At 75.1% G+C, this 19491-nt stretch carries 26 protein-coding genes; 12 read left to right on the plus strand and 14 right to left on the minus strand.

What is annotated here, in order from left to right:
- Positions 1-74 precede the first annotated feature (74 nt).
- The gene (locus NFS20_RS15725) at positions 75-806 is read left to right on the plus strand and encodes a class I SAM-dependent methyltransferase (RefSeq protein WP_251153034.1); all 732 of its coding nucleotides are present in this window, start codon (positions 75-77) and stop codon (positions 804-806) included.
- A 16-nt stretch (positions 807-822) separates the two neighbouring features.
- On the opposite strand, the gene NFS20_RS15730 is transcribed toward NFS20_RS15725, so the two are convergent.
- Positions 823-1074: a hypothetical protein gene (locus tag NFS20_RS15730; protein WP_251152752.1), complete on the minus strand. Its 252-nt coding sequence runs from the start codon at positions 1072-1074 to the stop codon at positions 823-825.
- Positions 1075-1116: 42 nt separating this feature from the next.
- Entirely contained in the window at positions 1117-2430 is a 1314-nt protein-coding gene (locus tag NFS20_RS15735; RefSeq protein ID WP_251152753.1) for a nucleotide disphospho-sugar-binding domain-containing protein, read from the minus strand.
- A gap of 127 nt (positions 2431-2557) precedes the next feature.
- Between NFS20_RS15735 and NFS20_RS15740 the strand changes: the two genes are divergently transcribed.
- Genes NFS20_RS15740 through NFS20_RS15750 form a run of 3 tightly spaced genes read left to right on the plus strand, consistent with a single transcriptional unit; the run spans position 2558 to position 4672 of the window.
- A complete protein-coding gene (locus NFS20_RS15740) occupies positions 2558-3208 on the plus strand; it encodes a TetR/AcrR family transcriptional regulator (protein WP_251152754.1) in 651 nt (216 codons plus the stop codon).
- A gap of 38 nt (positions 3209-3246) precedes the next feature.
- Positions 3247-3846, plus strand: coding sequence for a sulfite oxidase-like oxidoreductase (locus tag NFS20_RS15745; protein ID WP_251152755.1), 600 nt, complete (start codon positions 3247-3249; stop codon positions 3844-3846).
- Positions 3839-4672: a ferredoxin reductase gene (locus tag NFS20_RS15750; protein WP_251152756.1), complete on the plus strand. Its 834-nt coding sequence runs from the start codon at positions 3839-3841 to the stop codon at positions 4670-4672. Before NFS20_RS15745 ends, NFS20_RS15750 begins: the two co-directional genes overlap by 8 nt.
- A gap of 11 nt (positions 4673-4683) precedes the next feature.
- Here NFS20_RS15750 and NFS20_RS15755 read toward each other — a convergent pair whose 3' ends face one another.
- The gene (locus NFS20_RS15755; RefSeq protein ID WP_251152757.1) at positions 4684-4854 is read right to left on the minus strand and encodes a hypothetical protein; all 171 of its coding nucleotides are present in this window, start codon (positions 4852-4854) and stop codon (positions 4684-4686) included.
- Between the two features lie 154 nt (positions 4855-5008).
- On the opposite strand from NFS20_RS15755, the gene NFS20_RS15760 reads away from it, so the two are divergent.
- Positions 5009-6334, plus strand: coding sequence for a serpin family protein (locus NFS20_RS15760; RefSeq protein ID WP_251152758.1), 1326 nt, complete (start codon positions 5009-5011; stop codon positions 6332-6334).
- Positions 6335-6349: 15 nt separating this feature from the next.
- Here NFS20_RS15760 and NFS20_RS15765 read toward each other — a convergent pair whose 3' ends face one another.
- Together NFS20_RS15765 and NFS20_RS15770 are read right to left on the minus strand one after the other, a co-directional pair.
- Positions 6350-7189: an NAD(P)H-binding protein gene (locus NFS20_RS15765; protein WP_251152759.1), complete on the minus strand. Its 840-nt coding sequence runs from the start codon at positions 7187-7189 to the stop codon at positions 6350-6352.
- A 50-nt stretch (positions 7190-7239) separates the two neighbouring features.
- Complete coding sequence (locus NFS20_RS15770; RefSeq protein WP_251152760.1) at positions 7240-7668, minus strand: Rid family hydrolase; 429 nt, start codon at positions 7666-7668, stop codon at positions 7240-7242.
- A gap of 93 nt (positions 7669-7761) precedes the next feature.
- On the opposite strand from NFS20_RS15770, the gene NFS20_RS15775 reads away from it, so the two are divergent.
- The gene (locus tag NFS20_RS15775; RefSeq protein WP_251152761.1) at positions 7762-8271 is read left to right on the plus strand and encodes a MarR family winged helix-turn-helix transcriptional regulator; all 510 of its coding nucleotides are present in this window, start codon (positions 7762-7764) and stop codon (positions 8269-8271) included.
- Between the two features lie 49 nt (positions 8272-8320).
- Here NFS20_RS15775 and NFS20_RS15780 read toward each other — a convergent pair whose 3' ends face one another.
- Both NFS20_RS15780 and NFS20_RS15785 read right to left on the minus strand, forming a co-directional pair.
- Positions 8321-8743 (minus strand): organic hydroperoxide resistance protein, encoded by a 423-nt coding sequence (locus NFS20_RS15780; protein WP_251152762.1) that lies wholly within the window; start codon positions 8741-8743, stop codon positions 8321-8323.
- Positions 8744-8822: 79 nt separating this feature from the next.
- A complete protein-coding gene (locus NFS20_RS15785; RefSeq protein ID WP_353050468.1) occupies positions 8823-9287 on the minus strand; it encodes a MarR family winged helix-turn-helix transcriptional regulator in 465 nt (154 codons plus the stop codon).
- An 82-nt stretch (positions 9288-9369) separates the two neighbouring features.
- Here NFS20_RS15785 and NFS20_RS15790 point away from each other — a divergent pair, with 82 nt between their 5' ends.
- On the plus strand, positions 9370-10014 hold the full coding sequence (locus NFS20_RS15790; protein ID WP_251152763.1) for a nucleoside/nucleotide kinase family protein: 645 nt from the start codon (positions 9370-9372) through the stop codon (positions 10012-10014).
- Here the strand turns inward: NFS20_RS15790 and NFS20_RS15795 are convergent.
- Complete coding sequence (locus NFS20_RS15795; RefSeq protein WP_251152764.1) at positions 10011-10376, minus strand: TfoX/Sxy family protein; 366 nt, start codon at positions 10374-10376, stop codon at positions 10011-10013. The two genes, NFS20_RS15790 and NFS20_RS15795, sit on opposite strands and share 4 nt — an antisense overlap.
- The gene (locus tag NFS20_RS15800) at positions 10373-11002 is read right to left on the minus strand and encodes a pyridoxamine 5'-phosphate oxidase family protein (protein ID WP_251152765.1); all 630 of its coding nucleotides are present in this window, start codon (positions 11000-11002) and stop codon (positions 10373-10375) included. Before NFS20_RS15800 ends, NFS20_RS15795 begins: the two co-directional genes overlap by 4 nt.
- A gap of 70 nt (positions 11003-11072) precedes the next feature.
- Between NFS20_RS15800 and NFS20_RS15805 the strand changes: the two genes are divergently transcribed.
- On the plus strand, positions 11073-11276 hold the full coding sequence (locus tag NFS20_RS15805) for a hypervirulence associated TUDOR domain-containing protein (protein ID WP_251152766.1): 204 nt from the start codon (positions 11073-11075) through the stop codon (positions 11274-11276).
- 10 nt (positions 11277-11286) lie between these two features.
- Here NFS20_RS15805 and NFS20_RS15810 read toward each other — a convergent pair whose 3' ends face one another.
- Positions 11287-11712: a hypothetical protein gene (locus NFS20_RS15810; RefSeq protein WP_251153036.1), complete on the minus strand. Its 426-nt coding sequence runs from the start codon at positions 11710-11712 to the stop codon at positions 11287-11289.
- A gap of 177 nt (positions 11713-11889) precedes the next feature.
- Between NFS20_RS15810 and NFS20_RS15815 the strand changes: the two genes are divergently transcribed.
- The 3 genes from NFS20_RS15815 (at position 11890) to NFS20_RS15825 (ending at position 14619) form a co-directional block, all read left to right on the plus strand.
- Complete coding sequence (locus NFS20_RS15815) at positions 11890-12966, plus strand: App1 family protein phosphatidate phosphatase (protein ID WP_251152767.1); 1077 nt, start codon at positions 11890-11892, stop codon at positions 12964-12966.
- A 38-nt stretch (positions 12967-13004) separates the two neighbouring features.
- Entirely contained in the window at positions 13005-13652 is a 648-nt protein-coding gene (locus NFS20_RS15820) for a hypothetical protein (RefSeq protein ID WP_251152768.1), read from the plus strand.
- Positions 13653-13746: 94 nt separating this feature from the next.
- The gene (locus NFS20_RS15825; protein ID WP_251152769.1) at positions 13747-14619 is read left to right on the plus strand and encodes a hypothetical protein; all 873 of its coding nucleotides are present in this window, start codon (positions 13747-13749) and stop codon (positions 14617-14619) included.
- Between the two features lie 77 nt (positions 14620-14696).
- On the opposite strand, the gene NFS20_RS15830 is transcribed toward NFS20_RS15825, so the two are convergent.
- The 4 genes from NFS20_RS15830 to NFS20_RS15845 all read right to left on the minus strand — a co-directional run bounded on the left by NFS20_RS15830 (position 14697) and on the right by NFS20_RS15845 (position 18554).
- Positions 14697-15704: a hypothetical protein gene (locus NFS20_RS15830; protein ID WP_251152770.1), complete on the minus strand. Its 1008-nt coding sequence runs from the start codon at positions 15702-15704 to the stop codon at positions 14697-14699.
- A gap of 247 nt (positions 15705-15951) precedes the next feature.
- The gene (locus NFS20_RS15835; protein WP_251152771.1) at positions 15952-16389 is read right to left on the minus strand and encodes a DoxX family protein; all 438 of its coding nucleotides are present in this window, start codon (positions 16387-16389) and stop codon (positions 15952-15954) included.
- Between the two features lie 83 nt (positions 16390-16472).
- Positions 16473-17135, minus strand: coding sequence for a response regulator transcription factor (locus tag NFS20_RS15840; RefSeq protein ID WP_251152772.1), 663 nt, complete (start codon positions 17133-17135; stop codon positions 16473-16475).
- Between the two features lie 54 nt (positions 17136-17189).
- A complete protein-coding gene (locus tag NFS20_RS15845) occupies positions 17190-18554 on the minus strand; it encodes a sensor histidine kinase (protein ID WP_251152773.1) in 1365 nt (454 codons plus the stop codon).
- 108 nt (positions 18555-18662) lie between these two features.
- Here NFS20_RS15845 and NFS20_RS15850 point away from each other — a divergent pair, with 108 nt between their 5' ends.
- Positions 18663-19409: a ZIP family metal transporter gene (locus NFS20_RS15850; RefSeq protein ID WP_251152774.1), complete on the plus strand. Its 747-nt coding sequence runs from the start codon at positions 18663-18665 to the stop codon at positions 19407-19409.
- The last annotated feature ends 82 nt before the right edge of the window (positions 19410-19491 follow it).

A 19491-nucleotide genomic window follows, 5' to 3' on the forward strand; every position in this document is an offset into this window, starting at 1 on the left:
CCGGGCGGCGGCTGTGACAGCCCGGTTCGAGATCCGGCGCGAGGCCCTCGCCGTAGGGTGGGGCGGTGTCGAGCATGCACTTCGAGGGGATGGCCGCCGAGTACGCGTCCGCCCGCCCGCCCTATCCGGCGGTCGTCTTCGACGCGTTGGAGGCGGCCGGCGTGATCGGTCGTGGGTTGCGGGTCCTCGAGGTGGGAGCAGGCTCGGGCCTCGCCACCGCGGAGCTCGTGCGCCGCGGGACGGACGTCGTCGCGCTCGAGCCGGGCGAACGCCTGGCCGCGCTCGCGCAGGCCACCGCCCCGGGAGCAGAAGTGCGCGTGACCCGGCTCGAGGACGCGCGACTGCCCGACGACGCGTTCGACGCCGTCGTCGCGGCGACAGCGATGCACTGGGTGGATCTCGCCGTCGGGCTTCCCGCGATGCACGCCACGCTGCGGCCCAGCGGTTGGCTCGCCGTCTGGCGGAACGTGTTCGGCGACGACGTCCCCACCCCGTTCCGGAGCCGCGTCGACGACATCGTGGCGCAGCGCGACCGGACCGACGACGCGCCCGCGCGCGAGGAGCGACCGACCGTGGCGGAGCTGTCGGCCGGCGGCCTGTTCGAGCACGTCCTGACCGATCGCTGGCACTGGTCGATCGACCTCGACCGCGACCAGGTCCACCGGCTCTTCCGCACGTTCAGCGACTGGACCTCCGACGAGGCGGAGCAGGTCGCGCGTGCGGTCGACGAGCTGGGTGGCACGGTGACGGAGCACTACCAGACGGTCCTGCACCTCCTGCGGAACGCAGGGGACCCGCCCGCCTGAGCCGGGGGCGACGCGATCAGCCGCAGGCCACGCCCGCGTACGGCACGGTCCGCACCTCGTGGTGCCCGACGCCGTCCCACAGGTACCCGGCGACGGTCGCCGTCCCCGCGGGCACGCTCGTCGCGCGCGAGCTCACGAGCACGTAGGCTCCCGCGTCCGGCTGCACCGCGCTGCGCTTCGCGTCGCCGTACGGCGTGGTGAGGCGGACGTCGATCGGGGCCTGCTCGCCGTTGACCGCGTAGACGGCGACGTGCGCGCGGCCGTCCACGCACAGCGCCCGCCGCCCGGACCGATCGCTGTCGGCGCCGTCTCAGCCGTCGATCGCGGTCCGGGCCGCAGCGCCAACGAGCCCTTCGACGACGTCCACCACGCCGTCCGTCCCGGGCGACGCGGCGATGCGCTCCCCGAGCCGGGCGCTCGCCCGTGCGTAGGCAGGGTCGTCGAGCACCCGTCGCACGGCGCGGCGCACCTGTCCGGGCCGGGGCTCGTTCGTCCGCAGCCGGACGCCCGCGCCGGACCAGGCGACGCGCGCGGCGACCTCGGCCTTGTCCTCGGTCTTCCCCGCGACGACGATCGGCACGCCGTGGCGCAGCGCGTGGTGGACGCCGCCGTACCCGCCGTTCGTCACGTAGGCGGCGGTCCGCGGGAGCAGTGACTCGTACGGCAGGTACTCCGCCGCGCGGGCGTTCTCCGGCAGCGCGCCGAGGGCCTCGACGGGCCGTCCCCCCGTCGCCGCGACGACGAGGACGTCCTCGTCCGCGAGGGCGCGGATCGTGGGCAGGAGGAGCTGGTCCAGGTCCTCGTTCGCGACGGTGCCCTGCGTGACGTGGACGACCGGTCGCGACCCGTCGAGGTCGCTCCACCAGGTGGGCAGGGCCGGGCCGCCCGACCCCGCGGCACTGGACGCCGCGGGCGGGCCGACGTAGTGCACCGGCGTGGACACGTCGGGGCGCGGGTACTCGAACTCCTCGACGGTGAGCTGGGCGATCGCGTCGGCGTGGGCGGGCCAGCCGAGGAAGAACCCGTCGAGCGGCCGCTCCCCCGCGGACCGCACCAGCTCGGCGGTTGCCTCCTGGGCGGGGGCGAGCGAGCGCTCGACGACGCGCTGCAGCACCCGGTTGCGCACGACCCCGAACCGGCCCGACGCCGGAAGCACGCCCAGACCGAACGGCGCGGTGTGCGCGCTCGTCAGGCCGAGCGGGAAGATGCCGAGCGCGAGCAGCGGCGGGCGGCGGTCCGCGGGCGTGGCCGCGAGCGCCGTCGCGCCGAGGAACAGGGGCTCGACGAGCACGGCGTCGGCCGGCCGGTCGGCGAGGGTGGCGAGCACCGCACGGTGCTGGGCGTGCCCGGGCCCGACGAAGATCTGCAGCATGTCGTACCGGATGGCGTCGAGGCCGGTCCGGCCCTCGCGCCCGGGAAAGTGCCCGGCGAGGTCGCGGTCGTCGAAGTCGGCATCGGCGGGCAGCGACAGGTGCTGCGCCCCGGCGGCGGTGACGGCGGCGGCGAAGCGGGCGCCGGTGAGGAACCGGACGTCGTGGCCGCGGGCGACGAGGCTGCGCGTGACGGCGAGCAGCGGCGTGACATGGGCGTGGACGGGGGTCGAGCACAGGAGGACGGAAGCCATCGGACGTGCCTTTCGTGGGGAGCGCTACGGGTGGAGAGAGGTCTGCGAGGCGCGGACCGGGCCGTCCGGCTGTGAGAAGATCGACCAACCGTCGAAAGTATTCATCACCCTCAGGGGGTAGTCAATAGTGGTCCCTCGTGCCTACTCGTCCGACCTGCGTGCCGAGCAGGCCGCACTCACCCGCGAGCGCGTCGTGCGGGCCGCCGCCACCGAGCTCGCCGAGAACGGCTACGACCGCACGACCCTCGTGCGCGTCGCCGAGCGGGCCGGCGTCTCGCTCGAGACCGTCAAGTCCCACGGCCCCAAGCGGGCACTGCTGCTCGCCGCGTTCGAGCTGACGTTCGGCGGCTCCGTGGGCCCGCAGTCGCTCGCCGAGCGACCCGAGGGTCGCGACGTCGTCGCCCTGACGGAGCCCGACGCCTTCCTCGACGGGATGGTCGCGCTCGTCGCGGACGCCAACGCGCGCGTCGCCGGGCTGTGGCCGGCATTCACCGCGGCGGCCCAGGGCGACGACCAGGTCGCCGCGGAGCTCGAGGCGCTGTTCGAGCGCCGCCGGACCACCGTCCGCGCGAGCGTCGACCTCCTCGTCGCGCACGGGTTCACGCTCCGCACCTCCCGCGACGACGCTGCCGAGACGCTGTCGTACGTGTTCGCCCCCGAGGGCCGGGCCCACTTCGTCACGAGCGCCGGGTGGTCGGACACGGCGTACCGCGCCTGGCTGCGCGACGCCGTCGTGCGGCTCGTGGCGACACCTCCCGGAGCCGCGCCGGTCACCTGACGGATGACGCGCCGTCGGGCACGGGCCTACCGTGAGGCATGAGCACCCTCACCCCCGGCTTCCAGGGCCGACCGAGACCGCAGGGCGTCGCCCTGCCGCCCGGGCAGTACGTCGAGGACGGGTTCCCCGTCCTCTCCGCGGGACCCACCCCGCGCGTCGACACGAGCACGTGGCGGCTCGACGTCGTCACCGAGACCGGTGCCACGCACACCTGGACGTGGGCCGACCTGATGCGACTCCCCCAGGACGAGCCCACGGTCGACATCCACTGCGTCACCCGGTGGTCGAAGTTCGGCACGACGTGGCGCGGCGTCTCGCTCGACACGCTCCTCGCCGACGTGGAGTCGACGGCCGACTTCGCGATGGTCGGCTGCTACGGCGGGTACACGACCAACCTTCCCGTCGCCGAGCTGCTCGGCGGCAAGGCGTGGATCGCCCACACGTTCGAGGGTGCGCCGCTGCACCCGGTCCACGGCGGCCCGGCGCGGCTCGTCGTGCCGCACCTGTACTTCTGGAAGTCGGCGAAGTGGGTCAACCGCATCACGCTCATGCCCATGGACGAGCAGGGCTTCTGGGAGCGGCTCGGCTACCACGACCTCGGCGACCCGTGGCGCGAGCAGAGGTACCAGGGTGACTGAGGAGGTGACCGACGGCGTCGCCTCCCCGGGCGCCGCGGAGCAGGCCGGCGGCGCCCGGCTCGGGGCGCGATACGCCATGCCGTCGGGCTGGCGCGTCGCCACGCTCGTCGACGCGTGGGCGGAGAGCCCGACGGCGCGCACCCTCGTCCTCGAGGTCCCCGACTGGCCGGGGCACCTCGCCGGGCAGCACCTCGACCTGCGCCTCACCGCGCCCGACGGCTACACGGCCGAGCGCAGCTACTCGGTCGCGAGCCCGGCGACCGACCCGTCGGCGTCCGCCCGCGTCGAGGTGACCGTTCAGCGCGTGCCCGGCGGCGAGGTGTCCGGCTATCTCGCGGACGCGTTCACGGTGGGCGACGCGATCGAGGTCCGCGGGCCGATCGGCGGCTGGTTCGTGTGGTCGCCCGAGCACGACGCCGGGACCCCCGTCCTCCTGGCAGCCGGCGGGTCCGGGATCGCGCCGCTCATGGCGATGCTCCGCACCCGGCGCGACGACGGCGACCGCACGCCGTTCCGCCTCGTGTACTCGGTGCGCCGACCGGAGGACCGTCTCTACGTCGACGAACTGGCCCGGCTCGCCCGCGCCGGCGACGGCCTCGACGTGAGCGTCGCGTTCACGCGCGCCGCGCCGCTCGACTCGCGGCGTGGCCCTGGCCGGCTCACGCTCGCGGAGCTCGGCGCGTGGGGGTGGCCTCCCGAGCTCGGGCCCGCGTGCTTCGTGTGCGGGCCGACGGGGTTCGTCGAGGCGGTGTCGCGCACGCTCGTCGGGCTGGGCCACGACCCGGCGCGCGTGAAGACGGAGCGCTTCGGCCCCGCGGGCGACTGAGCGCGGGGCGACTACTGCGGCTGCTCGACGGTCGCGTGCGCCCACGCACGCGCCCGCTCCTCGCGCTCCGCGAGCACGCTGCGGAGCAGCTTGATCGTCAGCACGAGGGCCCAGACGACGAGGACGGCCACCGTCGCGATGACGAGGACGTAGGCGAGGATCAGGAACGGATAGATGGCCATGGGCGGACCCTAGCGGGCGACGACCGTCCGCCTGCGCGCACTGCCTGGTGGCGAGACGCGCAAGGTCTGCGCGCGCCGCCACACAGACCGGGCAGGGGCATCGCGCGGACGGGACGACCGTGCGGCGCCGACGGCCGACGGCACGGGGGACGCCATGGGAACCAGGGCACGCGGCACCGCGAGGGCACGGTACGGACCGCTGCAGCACGTCGCGGGGGCGGCCGTCGCGGTCGCCGTGCTCGCCGGGTGCGGCGGGCCGCGCTCCACGCCGCCTGACCTGCCGCTCGTGACGGCCGACGTACCCCGCGAGATCACGGCGGTCGCCGACGCCGGGTCTGTCCCCGACGTCGTCGCGGCGACCGACCGGCTCGGGTCGACCCTGCTCGCGTCCGCCCCCGCCGAGGGGAACGTCGTGGTGTCCCCGGCGAGCGTCGTCGTCGCGCTGTCGATGCTTGCCGAGGGCGCCCGCGGCGACACGGCCGCCTCGCTCGACGACGCGCTCGGCGCGTCCGGCACCGCACGCACCGAGGCGGTCGGCGCGCTCCTCGCCGCGCTCGAGGAGCACGACGGCGACCCGGCGACCGTCCGGGCGGACGAGCTCCCGAAGAAGCCGCTCGCCCATGTCGCGAACCAGGTCGTGGTCGACGACGAGGCACGCCTGCACGCCTCCTACCTCGACGCGCTCGCCGCCGGTTACGGCGCAGGCGTCCTGCCGACCGACCTCGGCTCGACGGCCGGGATCGAGCCCTTGAGCGACTGGGTCCGCTACCACACCGGCGGTCTCGTCGACGGCTCGGCGATCGAGCCCGACCCCGACCTGCGCCTCGTGCTGCAGAACGCGACGCTCTTCGCCGCGCGCTGGCAGGAGCCGTTCGAGGACTCCGAGACGACGGAGCGCCCCTTCTTCCTGGCGTCGGGCGAGGAGGTCCGGGCCGAGTCGCTGCGGCAGACGAGCGTGGCGCGGTACGCCGAGGTCGACGGCTGGCGCGCCGTACGGCTGCCCTACGTCGAGGCGTTCCACGCGGATGTCGTCCTCCCGCCCGAGGGGACCGACCCCGCGTCCCTCCCGGCCGGGACGAGCGCGGCGCTGCGGGACGCGCTCGCCGCGGCGGGTCCTGTGCCGGTCGACCTCACGATGCCCACGCTCGACGTGCCCGCCGAGGAGCCGCTGGACCTCCAGCCGGCGCTGACCGCGGCCGGCCTCGGCGCGCTCTTCGTCCCGTTGCCGCCACCGGACCTCTCCGGCGTCAGCGGGGAGGAGCTGTTCGTGTCGCAGGCGAAGCAGCAGTCGATCCTGCAGGTCGACGCCGAGGGCACCGTCGCCGCGGCAGTCACGGAGCTGGGGATCTCGGCGGCGTCCGCCGAGGTCCCGATCGAGCCCGTCGTCGTGCACGTCGACCGCCCGTACGTCTTCTCCGTGGCCCACTCCGAGACGGGTTGGGCCCTCTTCACGTCCGCGATCCGCGACCCGCGGCACTGAGGTCGGCGCCCGCGGCTACGGACTCGACCACTCACCGGCCGCCGCCGCGTCGGCGACGAACGCCTCCAGGGAACGCGCCGGCCGACCCGTCAGGCGCGGCGCGTCGTCCGTGACGACGGCGAAGTGCCCGGCGCGCACGCGCTCGTAGGTGAGGGCGGTCAGCTCCCGCTCGAACCCGGTGAGCCCGTCCAGGGCCTCCTCGGCCCCGGGCTCGGTGTAGACGACCGGCCGACCGAGCGCGGCGGACAGGAGCTCCGCCGTCCGGATGTGGAGCACGGCCTGCGGGCCGGAGAGCTCGTACGTCCGGCCTGCGTGCTCCCGGTCGAGCAGGGCGAGCTCAGCGACCTCGGCGATGTCGCGCACGTCGGTCCAGGCCACGGGCGCCTCCGCGTGCGGGAAGGCGAGCTCTCCGCCGACGATCTGGTCGCGCAGGAACCGGGGGTCCGTCATGACCTGCATGAACCAGCCGGGCCGCAGGACGGTCCAGGACCGCCCGCTCGTCCGGACGGCCTGCTCCACGCGGGAGGACCAGCCCTGCGGTCCGGACTGCTCCGGGTCGCGCTCGGAGAGCAGGACGACATGGGTCGAGGCCGACGTCGTCGCGAGGTACGAGGCGACGAGCTCCGGAGCGTCCGCCCGGAGCGGCACGACGACGAAGACCGCGTCGACACCCGCGCTGGCGCGGGCCCAGCCGTCCGGCCTGTCCCAGGAGAGCTCGACCGGGACGACGCCGTCACGCGTGACGCGCGCGGGGTCGGTGCTCCCGCCGAGCAGCTCGACGTCGTCCCGTGGCGCGAGCCGGTCGGCGAGCGCCGACCCGGTCTTCCCGCGGACAGAGGTGATGAGGATGCGCATCGTGCCTGCCCTTCCGTTCGGAGCCTGGTGGTCGTGCGCGGTCGGGCGGGTCAGGAGCCGGTGCTCTCCGGCACGACCGCGGTGACCCGGATCTCGACCCGCATACCGACGGCGCCGAGGGCGGCGACGCCGATCTCGGTCCAGACCGGCGCCCGGTCGCCCATCCGCTGGCGGAACTGCTCGACCATCACGGCGGTGTGCTCGTCGCCGATCTCGTCGGGGCGCGTCGGGACGTGGAAGCTGTCGACGGCGACGACGTCGCGCCACGTGGCGCCCGCGAGAGCCAGGGTGCGCTCGACGTTGTCGAAGGCCCGGACGATCTCCTCCCCCAGGTCCTCGGGGAAGCGGATCTCGTCGTCCCAGCCGCCCTGGCCGGAGAGGTGGACGACGTCGCCGAGGCGCACCGCCTGCTGGTAGTGGAGGCGCTCACGCATCATGTCGCCGTAGCCGGGGGTGGCGAAGAACTGGGGGGTGACCATGGGAACTCCTTCGATTGTCACTTCAGGCGTGAAATGAACGTAGCACTCCTGACTTCACCTGTGAAGTGAGTGCGCGCTGTTAGAGTCGGCTCCATGCCGGAACCGACCCAGGACGCGCAGGTCGGCGCGGACGCCGAGGACGAGCCGCGCTGGCTCTCCCCGAGCGAGAAGGAGGCCTGGACGGGCGCCGTCTCCCTGATGCTCCTGCTGCCGAACCGCCTGGAGTCGGCCGTCCAGCGCGCGGCCGGACTGACCCTCTTCGAGTACCTGACGCTGAGCCACATGTCGGAGGCGCCGGACCGCCGCCTGGTGATGAGCGAGCTGGCATACCTGACCAACGGCTCGCTGTCCCGCCTGTCCAACGTCATGAAGAGGTTCGAGGCCCGCGGCTGGGCCTACCGCCACCCCGACCCGGACGACGGGCGGCGGACGATCGCGGTGCTCACGGACGAGGGCTGGGCGAAGGTGGTCGAGGCGGCCCCCGCGCACGTGCGGTCCGTGCGCGAGCACGTGCTCGACCCGCTGACGGTCACCGACCAGCGGGCGCTCGCCCGGATCGCGGAGAAGCTGCGGACCCGGCCGGAGGACTTCACGGCCTCGTGAGGGGACCCCGGGTCTCGCGAGCACGCGCGACCCGGGGTCGACCTTCCGGTCAGTCCTCCACGACGGAGACCGTGACGTCGATGTTGCCGCGCGTCGCGTTCGAGTACGGGCAGACCTGGTGGGCCGCCTCGACGAGCTCCTGCGCGACGTCGTGAGGGACGTCCGGGAGGACGACCTCGAGGTGGACGGCGAGGCGGAAGCCGGACTCGCCGTCGGGGCCGATCTGGACGCGCGCGCCGACGGACGAGTCGTGGAGCGGGACCTTGCGCGCCCGGGCGACCGACTGCACGGCCGAGTGGAAGCACGCGGAGAAGCCGGCGGCGAACAGGAGCTCCGGGTTCGCGGCGCCGCCCGCGCCGCCCATCTCGCGCGGGATGGCGAGGTCGAGGTCGAGCACCCCGTCGCTCGTGCGGACGTTGCCGTTCCGGGCGCCCCCGGTCGAGAGGGCCTCGGCGGTGTACAGCGGAGTCATTCAGTTCCTTTCGTCGGCCGGGGCCGTGCCCCGGGAGCACCGCGCGGACGTCCGCGCGGTGGAGCGGGAGGACGAGGGGTCAGCCGGCGTGGCGGGTGGACGCCGTCACGGCCTTCATGCCGTCCGTCAGCCCGTGGACCGCGTCCCGCAGCCGACGGGCCTGGTCCAGGTCCAGGCCCATCCCCTCGTACACGCGCCGGGGGACGTCGCCCAGCTCGTCACGGAGCGCGAGGCCGCGGTCGGTGAGCCGTGCCACCACGACCCGCTCGTCCGTCTCGTCGCGCGTGCGCACCAGGAGTCCTGCGCGCTCCATGCGGCGCAGGAGCGGGGAGAGCGTCCCCGAGTCGAGGCCGAGGCACGCGCCGAGCTCCCCGACCGTCCGGCTCTCGTGCACCCACAGGTCGACGAGCACCAGGTACTGGGGGTAGGTGAGGTCCCACGGCGCGAGCAGCGCACGGTAGGCCTGCGTCGTCGCGCGTGCCGCGGCGTACAGGGAGAAGCAAACCATGTCGCCGACGTCGGTCGGCGGGCTCTCGGTGCTCACCTCCACATCATGGCGCACAACCTGGTTGTGCACAACATGTTCCCGCTCGGACCATGTCCCCGTCCTCCGGGACACTGGCGGCATGGAGACCGAGGTGGACGACCTGGGCGCGCTGGTCGCCCGCGTGCGCGCGCTGCAGGACCGGGCGGCCGGCGGGCGTGTCGTGGTGGGGATCACCGGCAGCCCCGGCGCGGGCAAGACCACGCTGGCCGTCCGGCTCACGGAGGCCCTCGGCCCCGAGTCCGTCCACCTGCCGATGGACGGGTTCCACCTCGCGAACACGACGCTCGACCGGCTCGGCCGGCACGACCGCAAGGGCGCGCCCGACACGTTCGACGGCTGGGGGTTCGTCGCCCTGCTGGGCCGCGTGCGCGACGAGGTCGGCCACCCGGTGTACGCGCCGTCGTTCCACCGCGAGGTCGACGAGCCCGTGGCCGGCGAGATCGCCGTGGGTCCCGAGCACCGGGTCGTCGTCGTGGAGGGCAACTACCTCCTCATGGCGGAGGAGCCGTGGGGGCGCGTGCGCGACCTGCTCGACGAGGCGTGGTTCTGCCGCGCCAGCGACGAGGAGCGCCGGCGACGGCTCGTCGATCGCCACACGCGGCACGGGCGCACGGTCGAGGCGGCGACCGCCTGGGCGGCCGAGGTCGACGGCCGCAACGCCCTCGTCGTCGAGGCGACGCGGTCGCGTGCCGACCTCGTCGTCTCCGGCGCGATCCCGGACTAGCCCTCGGTCGGCCCTCCTGTCGCGGCCCGGTGGTGCTCCAGCGTGACGCCGAGCCAGGATGACAGGCCGTCGCCGGCGACGGCGGTGGCGTCGACCGCGACCCAGCCGGGCCCCATGTCGCGGCCCGCGCCCATCTCGGCCTGCGCGGCGCCCGGTCGCGCGACGAGCTCGTCGTGGCGGCGGGCATCGACGCGGACGAGGAGGTCTCCGCCGCGGAGCGCGCTGACCACCAGCGCGTCGTCGACCATGAAGGACCGCCCACCGAACATCGACACCTCGCGCACCGACGGCTCGTCGGCGAGCAGGACCCGGAGCCGGCCGACCAGCTCGTCGCGTGCCGCCGTCGCGGCGTCGCCCGTCATGACGCACCCGCGGTGCGTGCCTCACGGCCGTCGTCGCCGAACCGCCAGCGCATCGCGGCGTGCTCCGCCGTCCGCTCGTACGCGAAGACGACCTCGGGCCGGACGGCGAAGACGAGCGCCTCGCCGCCGTCCCCGTGCCGGAACGTCCCGTCCTGCACGCTGAACGCCCACTCGTCGCCGTACTTGCACCGCCACCGCTCGGCGAGCCGGTGCAGCGCGGCGTCGTCCGTCACGCGCACCGCCTCGCCCTCCACGACGACGTCGAGCGCGTCGACGTACGCGTTCGTCCCCGTCGTCAGGACGACGTGCGGGTTCTCCGCCAGGTTGCGCGCCTTGCGCTCCTCGGGGCCCGTGGTGAGGTGCAGGCACCCGTCGGCGACGACGGTCATGAGGGGGGTGACGTGCGGCCGCCCGTCAGGTCGCACCGTCGAGATCCACGAGATCTCGGCGCGCTCGAGCACCCGCCGCACGGTCTCCCACGGCACGGGCCGCGCGCCCGGCGAGCTGTAGCCGGGGATCAGCGTCCCCGCGGGGTCGCCGGGCGTCTCGACCGTCCCGGCGGAGGTCGGGCGGGAGGTCGGGCCGGAGGTCGGGGTGTCGGCGGTGTCGTCGGGGGTGGCGGTCACGTCGGGTCCTCTCGTCGGTCTCCACTGGGACCGGTGGGCGAGCACGGACTCATCGGCCTACGGTCCGTGGATGAGCATCTCGCGCGGGGACCGGGTCTCGTGGAACACGTCGCAGGGGCGGACGACCGGCACGGTCGTCGAGAAGCGGACCGAGCGGTTCGAGCACGACGGCCAGGCGTTCGTCCCGACCGACGACGACCCGTACTGGATCGTCGAGTCGGAGAAGAGCGGTGCCCGCGCCGCGCACAAGGAGTCGTCGCTCCGGGCGCTCTGACCGGGCGCTGTCAGGCCGGGGCCACCGGCCCCGCTTCATGACCTGCGCGGCCCGACGACCGCCGGTCCTGCTTCATCCGTGCCTCGTACAGGTGCCGGACGCCGCCGGCGAGCTCGTCGCGCGCCCGCCGCTCGTGCGCGCGGAACGTCGACCAGTACCCGTCGTCGTAGTCCTCGACGAGCTGGAACGTCCAGCGCCCCCCGACCACGTTGCGCCCGACCAGGTCCGCCGCGACACGGTCCGCCACGTCGTCGTGCCCCGCCGCGCGGAGCTTCTCCACCGCGTCGCCGAGGGCGAGGTCTGCCTCGCCGGTGAGCTGGTGGAACGTGTAGAGGTGCCCCCGCGCGCGCTCGACCGTCTCGAGCGCCTCGCTCAGCGCGCCCAGGGCCTCGACCGTCGCGTCGCTCACGCCGTCGGGTGTCGCCCTCCCCGGCAGGTCCCGTGCCTCGCGGGGGTCTCGGTCGGTCGCGTCGTCGGCCACGCGGCCACGCTAGGACGGGCAGGAGGCGCCCGCACGCGAGGGGACGGGGCGACCCGTCCCCCGGCCGCGCTCGGAGGAACGCTGTGACAGTGTTGACCTGCCCGCCCCCGAACGGAGACGTCCGAACCGCTCATGCCAGAGACCGCCCCCGCACCCTCCGTCACCACCGAGCCGTCCAGGAGCCAGCGTCCGCACCGGGCGGCCCGCCTCGAGGACCGGTGGCGCGCCGTCGTCTCCCGGTTCCAGAAGGCGCGCGGGTGGCGCCCGCGCGTCGAGCCGTTCACGGGCTACGGGAGCACGCGCCGCGTGCGCGTGCTGGGCCGCGTGCTGCTCGCGAGCCCCGCGTACGACCCGGCGGCCACGGCGGACCGGCGCGGCTGGCGCTACTTCTTCACCGCGCCCGCGTCGCGCGAGGAGGTGCGGGTGCACCTCGGAGAGACGGTGGTCGACGTCTGCTCGGACCGGTCGGGCTATCTCGACGTCACGGTCGACGTCGACCTCGAGCCCGGTTGGCACGACGTGACGTTCCGGCCCTCGTCGGGCGAGCTCGTGACGGGCCGCGTGCTGGTCGTCGCTGACGGCCGACGGCTCGGCGTCGTCTCCGACATCGACGACACGACGATGGTGACCGCGGTCCCGCGTCCGCTCCTCGCAGCGTGGAACACCTTCGTCCGGCACTCGAGCGCCAGGGTCCCCGTGCCCGGCATGGCCGTGCTCTACCAGGGCATCGCCTCGGCGAACCCCGGCACCCCGTTCGTCTACGTGTCGACGGGTGCGTGGAACACCGCGGCGAACCTGCGCCGCTTCCTGCAGCGCCACGCGTACCCGCCGGGCCCGCTGCTGCTCACCGACTGGGGCCCCACCAACACCGGATGGTTCCGCAGCGGCCGCGAGCACAAGAACACCTCGATCGACCGGCTCGTGCGCGACCTCCCGGACGTCGACTGGCTCCTGATCGGCGACGATGGCCAGCACGACCCCGAGATCTACACGCGCGCCGCGCGCCTGCACCCCGACCACGTCGCCGCGATCGCGATCCGTCAGCTCACGCCCACGCAGCAGGTGCTCTCCCACGGCTCGCCCCTGCCGACGCCCGGCGACGACGCCCACCGCCCCGAGCACGAGGCGCCCGTCCCGGCGGCGCAGGGGCCCGACGGCGCCGCGCTCGCCCGCTCGCTCGCGGCGGCCCTGGCGTCCTACCGCCGCTGAGTGGTGCGCCCGCGAGGGCGTGATGGGACGCTGGGCTCATGAGCACCGGAGGCGTCCGCCGACACACCGAGGCCCTGGGCGACGACGCCGTCGCCACCGCGACCGGCCAGCCACGCGCGACGTGGTTCGCGCTGCTCGACGCCCAGGACGCGACGACGTGGACCCACAAGGACATCGCCGCCTGGCTCGTCGAGGAGCAGGGGGTCGACGGCTGGTGGGCGCAGTCGCTCACGGTGGCGTACGAGCAGGAGCGCGGGATGCGCGCGCCCGGCCAGCGGTCCGACGGCACGTACGAGGTCTCGCCCAGCCGGTCCGTCGTCGGGACGCTCGACGAGGTGTTCGCCCTCGTCGCTGACGACGCCTCGCGTGCGCGGTGGCTCGACGTCGCGCTCGGCGAGATGGGTGCGGGCGAGCGGCTCGAGGTGCTCGGGGCCACGCCGACGTCGTCCGTGCGGCTCGCGTGGCCCGTCGGCGCTCTCGGCGCACCGCCGGACAGACCCGGTCGCGTGACCATCGGGCTGTACCAGCCGCGCGCCGCCGACGGCACCCCCGCGGGCAAGGTCCGGGTCGGCGTGCAGCACGGTGGTCTGCGCTCGGCCGACGACGCCGCGCCGCTCAAGGCCTTCTGGGCCGCGCGGCTCACCGCCCTCACCGAGCTCGCCGAGCAGGCGCACCCGCCCGGTTAGACGACCGGTCGAGGGCAGCCGGCGGGTCGGCGCGCCGTCCGCACGCCGCGGCTGCCCGGATGCCGCGGCGGCAGGCCGGTGGTTGCCTGAGGACATGATGACGCCGAGCTCCGCCCCACCACCCGCCGGTCCCGACCCTTCGGAGACCGACGACCAGACCCGGCGGACCTGGCCGTGGATCGTGCTGACCGTCGTCGCGGTGCTCGTCGTCGCGCTCGTCGTGTGGCTCGTCAACCGGCCCACGGACGGCGAGCCCGCAGCGTCGCCCGCGCCGTCGGACACCGCGAGCGAGTCGGCGTCGCCGACCGAGACCTCGTCGCCGAGTGACAGCCCGACGACGTCGGCCCCCGCCGCCGAGGGCTGCCCGGCCGAGGGCGACGGCCCGCCGGAGGGCGCGGACACGCACGAGATCGTCGACGTGGACGGCGACGGCCGCCCCGACACCGCCTGGATCACCGGTGGCGCCGACCGTGCCTTCGGCATCACGACGGCGTCGGGCGCGACGTTCTTCGCGCCGATCGGGTCGGCGAGCCCCCAGCCCGCGAGCGCGATCGTGCAGCTCGTCGCGGCGGGCGACGGGACCTCTCCGATCGCCCTCGTCGACACGGGCCGCGAGGTGCTGCTCCTCTCGGCCGCCGGCTGCGCGGTGACCCCGACGCAGAACGCCCAGGGCGAGTCCTACACGTTCGACAAGGGCTTCACGGGGTTCGGCACCGGCGTCGGCTGCACGGAGCAGGGCGGCGAGCTGCGGCTCGCGGGCCTGGACGCCGTGTCCGACGACGGCACCTCCTTCACCGTCGACCGCACCTTCGTGGACCTCGACACCGACGCCCGCACGGCGACGAACGGCCAGGAGGAGACCGTCGCGACGGGCGCCGGCCCGGAGGACGCGGTCGTCACGACCGCCCAGGAGACGAGCTGCGGTGATCTCGTCGCGGGCGAGGACGGACCCGTGGAGCCGCAGTAGCGCGGCCGCCGAGCACGACCTGGGGGTCGTTCTCATGCAGAGAACGACCCCCAGGTCGTGATCGGCGACCCCGGGGGCTACCCCTGGCCGCACACGACGCACGCGCCGCGGCGGCGGAGCCAGTAGGCGTAGGTCGCGGCGCCGAGGGCGACGGACCACAGCGGCCACAGGAGCGCCGGGCCGACGGCGCCCCACGAGTCGGCCGTGAGCGCGAGCTTCGAGTCGCTCACGCCGAGGGCGATGAGCGACAGACCGGCCGGGAGGACCGCGACGGCCACGATCGTCGCGGGGACCACCGCGAGGTTGACCGGGACGCGACGGCCCGCGAGACCGAGCATCCAGCGCGGGAAGACCTCGCCCCAGTGCTGGAAGAGGCCGAGCGTGAGGACGGCGCCCACGAGCGCGAAGCCGCCCAGGCCGAGCGCCGCGATCCAGGCGTCGTCCCCGGCGAGTGCCGCGACGTCGTCGGCCGAGAAGCCGAGCGGGATGCCGAGCACCCAGGCGATGCGCGTCACGGCGTAGAACAGCGGGATCGCGGCGGCGACGAGCGCGGCGACGCGGCCCCAGCGGGCGGCGGACGCGGGCGTCGTCCAGGCCGGGTCGGGGCCGTCGTGCCGACGGCCGCACGACTCGCACGCACCGACCGCTCGGCGCGCGAACCGCGTGGTCGACGCCGCGAGCAGCCCCGCGCCGACGAGCACCGCGAGCTGCAGCAGCACGCCGGGGGTGAGGAACTCGGCGAACGCGGCGCGCAGCTCCGGATCGAACGGCGCCATGATCGCGGTGACCGGGAGGTAGCCGAGCCGGGCGAGGATCGACGCGTCGACCAGGGCGACGGCACCCGCGAGGACGACGCCCACGGCGGCGCAGGTCGCGAGGCGCACGCCCCGCGCCACGGGCCGGGACCGGCCGCCGCGCCAGGTCCACGCGGCGAGCGCCGCGCCCGTCAGCGCAAGGACGGCGACCCACGGGGTGAGGCTCGCGCCGCGGACGGCGGTGAGCGCGCTGAACCCGGTGGCGTCGGCGTCGCCGACCGGCAGGGTGCCGCCTGCGAGCGTGACGGCGAGTGCGACGACGGCACCCACCACCCACCACAGCGCGGCGGTCGGGCCGATCCAGGTACCGCGCGCCCGACGGGCACGGTCGGCCGGCTCGGCACGGCGTGGCCGCTGGGGGTTCGGTGCCGGCCAGGAGGTCGTGGTCGGCGGCGGCGGGCTCGCCGGGGACGGGACGGGTGTCGGGGTGTCGTGTGCTCATGACCCGACCCTCGTCCCGCACGAGGCCGCAGGGATCACCCGCCGCGGTGACGCCCCTCCCCCGGTCGGGTGACCGTCAGTCCCGGGCGCGACGCAGAGCGCGCAGAGCGCCGGTCGACCACAGCGCCCACGCGACGAGCACGGGCTGGAAGAACAGCCGTCCGAAGCGCTTGGCGTCGGTGTCGAGCCCGAACCCGTCCTTGCCCTCCATCCACTGCGCGACGTTCCCGGGGAAGATCACGACGAAGAACGCCGCCGCGACGAGGCCCACGGCGACCTTCCACCGCGACAGCACGACGAGCGACGCGCCGAGCGCGATCTCGACCGCGCCGGACGCGAGGACGGTCACGTCCTCGTCGACCGGGAACCAGTCGGGCACCTGCGCCTGGAACTCCTCGCGCGCGACGGTCAGGTGGCTGACGCCGGCACCGACGAGCGCGAGGCCGAGCGCGACGCGCGCGATCGTGGCGGGGACGGACGTGCGGGTCGGCCGGGTGAGCACGGAGAGGTCCATCCACCGATCGTCGCACCGCGGCCCTGCTTCGCGACACCGCGGGACTCCCTCGGCGGATCCGGGCTCGCCGCGAGGCCCACGCATCACCCCGCTCGGACGAACCCCGACTCGTACGCCCGGACGACCGCCTGGGTGCGGTCCCGCACGCCGAGCTTCGCGAGCACGTTGCCGACGTGCGTGCGCACGGTCTCGACGCCGAGGTAGAGCTCGCCCGCGATCTCGGCGTTCGACAGGCCGCCGGCCATGAGCCGCAGCACCTCTCCCTCGCGCTCGGTGAGCCGTGCGCCGCGCAGCTCGTCGCCGGCAGGTGGCCGTGCGGTCGCGAGGCGACGCACGGCGTCCGGGAAGAGCAGCGACTCGCCCCGCGCGACGACGCGCACCGCCTGCACGACCTCCTCGGGCCGGGCGCGCTTGAGCAGGAACCCGTGGGCGCCGGCGCGCAGGGCGTCGAGCACGTGGTCGTCGTTCTCGAACGTCGTGACGACGAGAACGCGCGGGGCCGGCTCGCGCGCCAGGAGCGCCGTCGTCGCCGCGATGCCGTCGACGCGCGGCATGCGCACGTCCATGAGCACGACGTCGGGCCGGGTCGCGGCGACGACGCGCGGCACGTCGACGCCGTCCCCTGCTTCGCCCACGACCTCGAGGTCCGGCTCCGCGTCGAGGATGACGCGCAGTCCTGCGCGCACGAGCGCCTCGTCGTCGACCAGGACGACGCGGATGGTGCCGTCGCGTGGGCTGCCCGTCATGTGCTCGATCCTCTCAGCGGCGGCGGCGTGCGCTCCATCGTCCCCACGGGACCGTCACGCACCGGACCTCCTGAGCGGGAACGCCGCCCGCACGAGCCACGTGCCGCCGTCCGACGCGGGACCGGCGTCGACCTCCCCGCGCAGCAGGCGGGCGCGCTCGCGCATGCCCGTGACGCCGCGACCTCCGGAGCGGGCGGGGCGCGAACCGTCGGGCGGTGGCGCGGGGCCCTCCGGGAGCGGGTTGCGCACCTCGACGCCCAGCAGCTCCGCGCCCTCGATCCCGACGGTGACCGTCACCGGCGCGCCCGGCGCATGCCGCAGGGCGTTGGTGAGCGCCTCCTGCACCACGCGGTACGCCTCCTGCGACGTCGCGCGCGGCACGTCGACGAGACGGGCGTCCTCCGTGCCGCGGACGCTCCCGTGGCCGAGACCGCGCGGTCGCTCGGGCACGTCGACGAGGACGACGTCGGCACCCGCGCGGCGGGCGTCGTCGAGCAGCGCGGGGAGGTCCGCGAGGGTGCGGGCGGGCGATCGTGGTCCTGTGCCGGTGCCGTCGGCCCGCAGCAGACCGAGGACGTGGTCGAGGTCGGCCATCGCGCTGCGGCCCGTCTCCTCGATCGCGGCGAGCGCGCGCCGCGCGGCCTCGGGATCCGTGGCCAGCAACCGGGAGGCCGCCGCGGCCTGGAGCGTCGTGACGGTGAGCGCGTGCCCGACGGAGTCGTGCAGCTCGCGCGCGAGCCGTCCCCGCTCGGCGTCGCGGTCGGCCGCGACCTCGAGCTCCGCGATGCGCTCGAGCTGGTCGGGGCCGAGCAGCGGCCAGGCCGCCTGGCGGAGCAGCTCCCGCGCGGCGACGATCACGTACGGGAGCAGGAGAAGGAGCACGACAGCGATCAGTGCCAGTGCCCAGGTGTCCGCCCAGGACGGCACGAGCTCCCAGGGTCGCCAGTCGCCGAGCAGCACCGGCTCGATCCCGAGGGCCGACAGGACGAGCTGCGTCGCGACCGGGATCGCCAGGAGCACCACGACGAGCACGGCGGCCCCGAGCGCGAGGTGCAGCGCGTACCACGCCGCGGCCCGCCACCGGGTGGCGGCGCTCGGGTTCGCGTCGCCGGCGGGTGTCGGCAGGTCGACGTCGAGGAACGTCCGCACCGCCGCGATCTCCAGGGCACGCACCGGCGCGAGGAACGGCGGCGTGCCGGCGATCACCGCCGAGAGGACGGCGAGGACCCCCGCGGCGACGCGCGGCGTCTGCGTCGACGCGAACATCTGCACGAAGCCCGTCACGAGGACCAGGTAGGCGCCCGCGACGACCCCGCCGATCACGAGGTACACGCCCGCGCGCACGGTCGACGCGCTGCGCAGCGGCGCGGTCAGCCGCCGTGCCGTGTCGCCACCGCCCGGGCGCGTCCCCCGCGTCATGCGCCCCATCCTCCCCCGGGTCCCGCACGGGCCGCCCCCCCCGCCCGGGCGAGCGGCGCCGTCGGGCCCGCCGCGCGGTCCGTGCGCCTCGCTGGTCCACTTGTCCCCATGGAGGGCTTCTGGTGGGGGTTGCTCGCGAGCTCGTCGCTGCTGATCGGCGCGGCGGTGGTGCTGTGGCGCCCGCCAGGACAGCGCGCTGTCGGCCTCGTCATGGCGTTCGGCGCGGGCGTGCTCATCAGCGCGGTGGCGTACGACCTCGTGGAGGACGCGTCGCGCAGCGTGAGCGGGTGGCTGCTGCTGGCGGGGCTCGCGGGCGGCGCGCTCACGTACTTCCTGGGCGACCGGGTGATCGACAACCTGGGGGGCGAGGGCCGCAAGCGCTCGACCGGCGTGCAGGGACACACCGTCCAGGCCGCGGGCGGAACGGGCGGCGCAGCGATCGCGCTCGGGACGGTGCTCGACGGCATCCCCGAGTCGGTGGTCCTCGGCGCGACGCTCATCGGTGGCGGCGGCGTGAGCGTCGCGATGCTCGCCGCCGTCTTCCTGTCCAACCTGCCTGAGGCGATGGCGGCGACGTCGGGCCTGCTCAAGTCGGGGACCAGCCCGTCGCGGCTGTGGCTGCTCTGGGGGTCGACGACGGTCGTGTCGGCTCTCGCCGCCGGGTTCGGCTACCTCGCGCTCGACGGCGCGTCGCCGGCCGTCGTGGCGGTCACGCAGGCGTTCGCCGCGGGCGCCTTGCTCACGATGCTCGTCGACACGATGATCCCCGAGGCCACCGAGTTCGGCGGGCCCGTGACAGGCCTCGTCACCGTGCTGGGCTTCGCGACGGCGTTCGGGCTCAGCTCGATCGGGTGACGAGCACGCCGTCGCGCGCCGTCGACCACGACCTGAGGGTCGCAAAGGACCCCAGAACGACCGTCAGGTCGTGTTCGGCGAG

Origin of the sequence: Cellulosimicrobium sp. Marseille-Q4280 (genome assembly GCF_943181405.1) — a bacterium.
In the GTDB taxonomy this organism is placed as follows: Bacteria; Actinomycetota; Actinomycetes; order Actinomycetales; family Cellulomonadaceae; genus Cellulosimicrobium.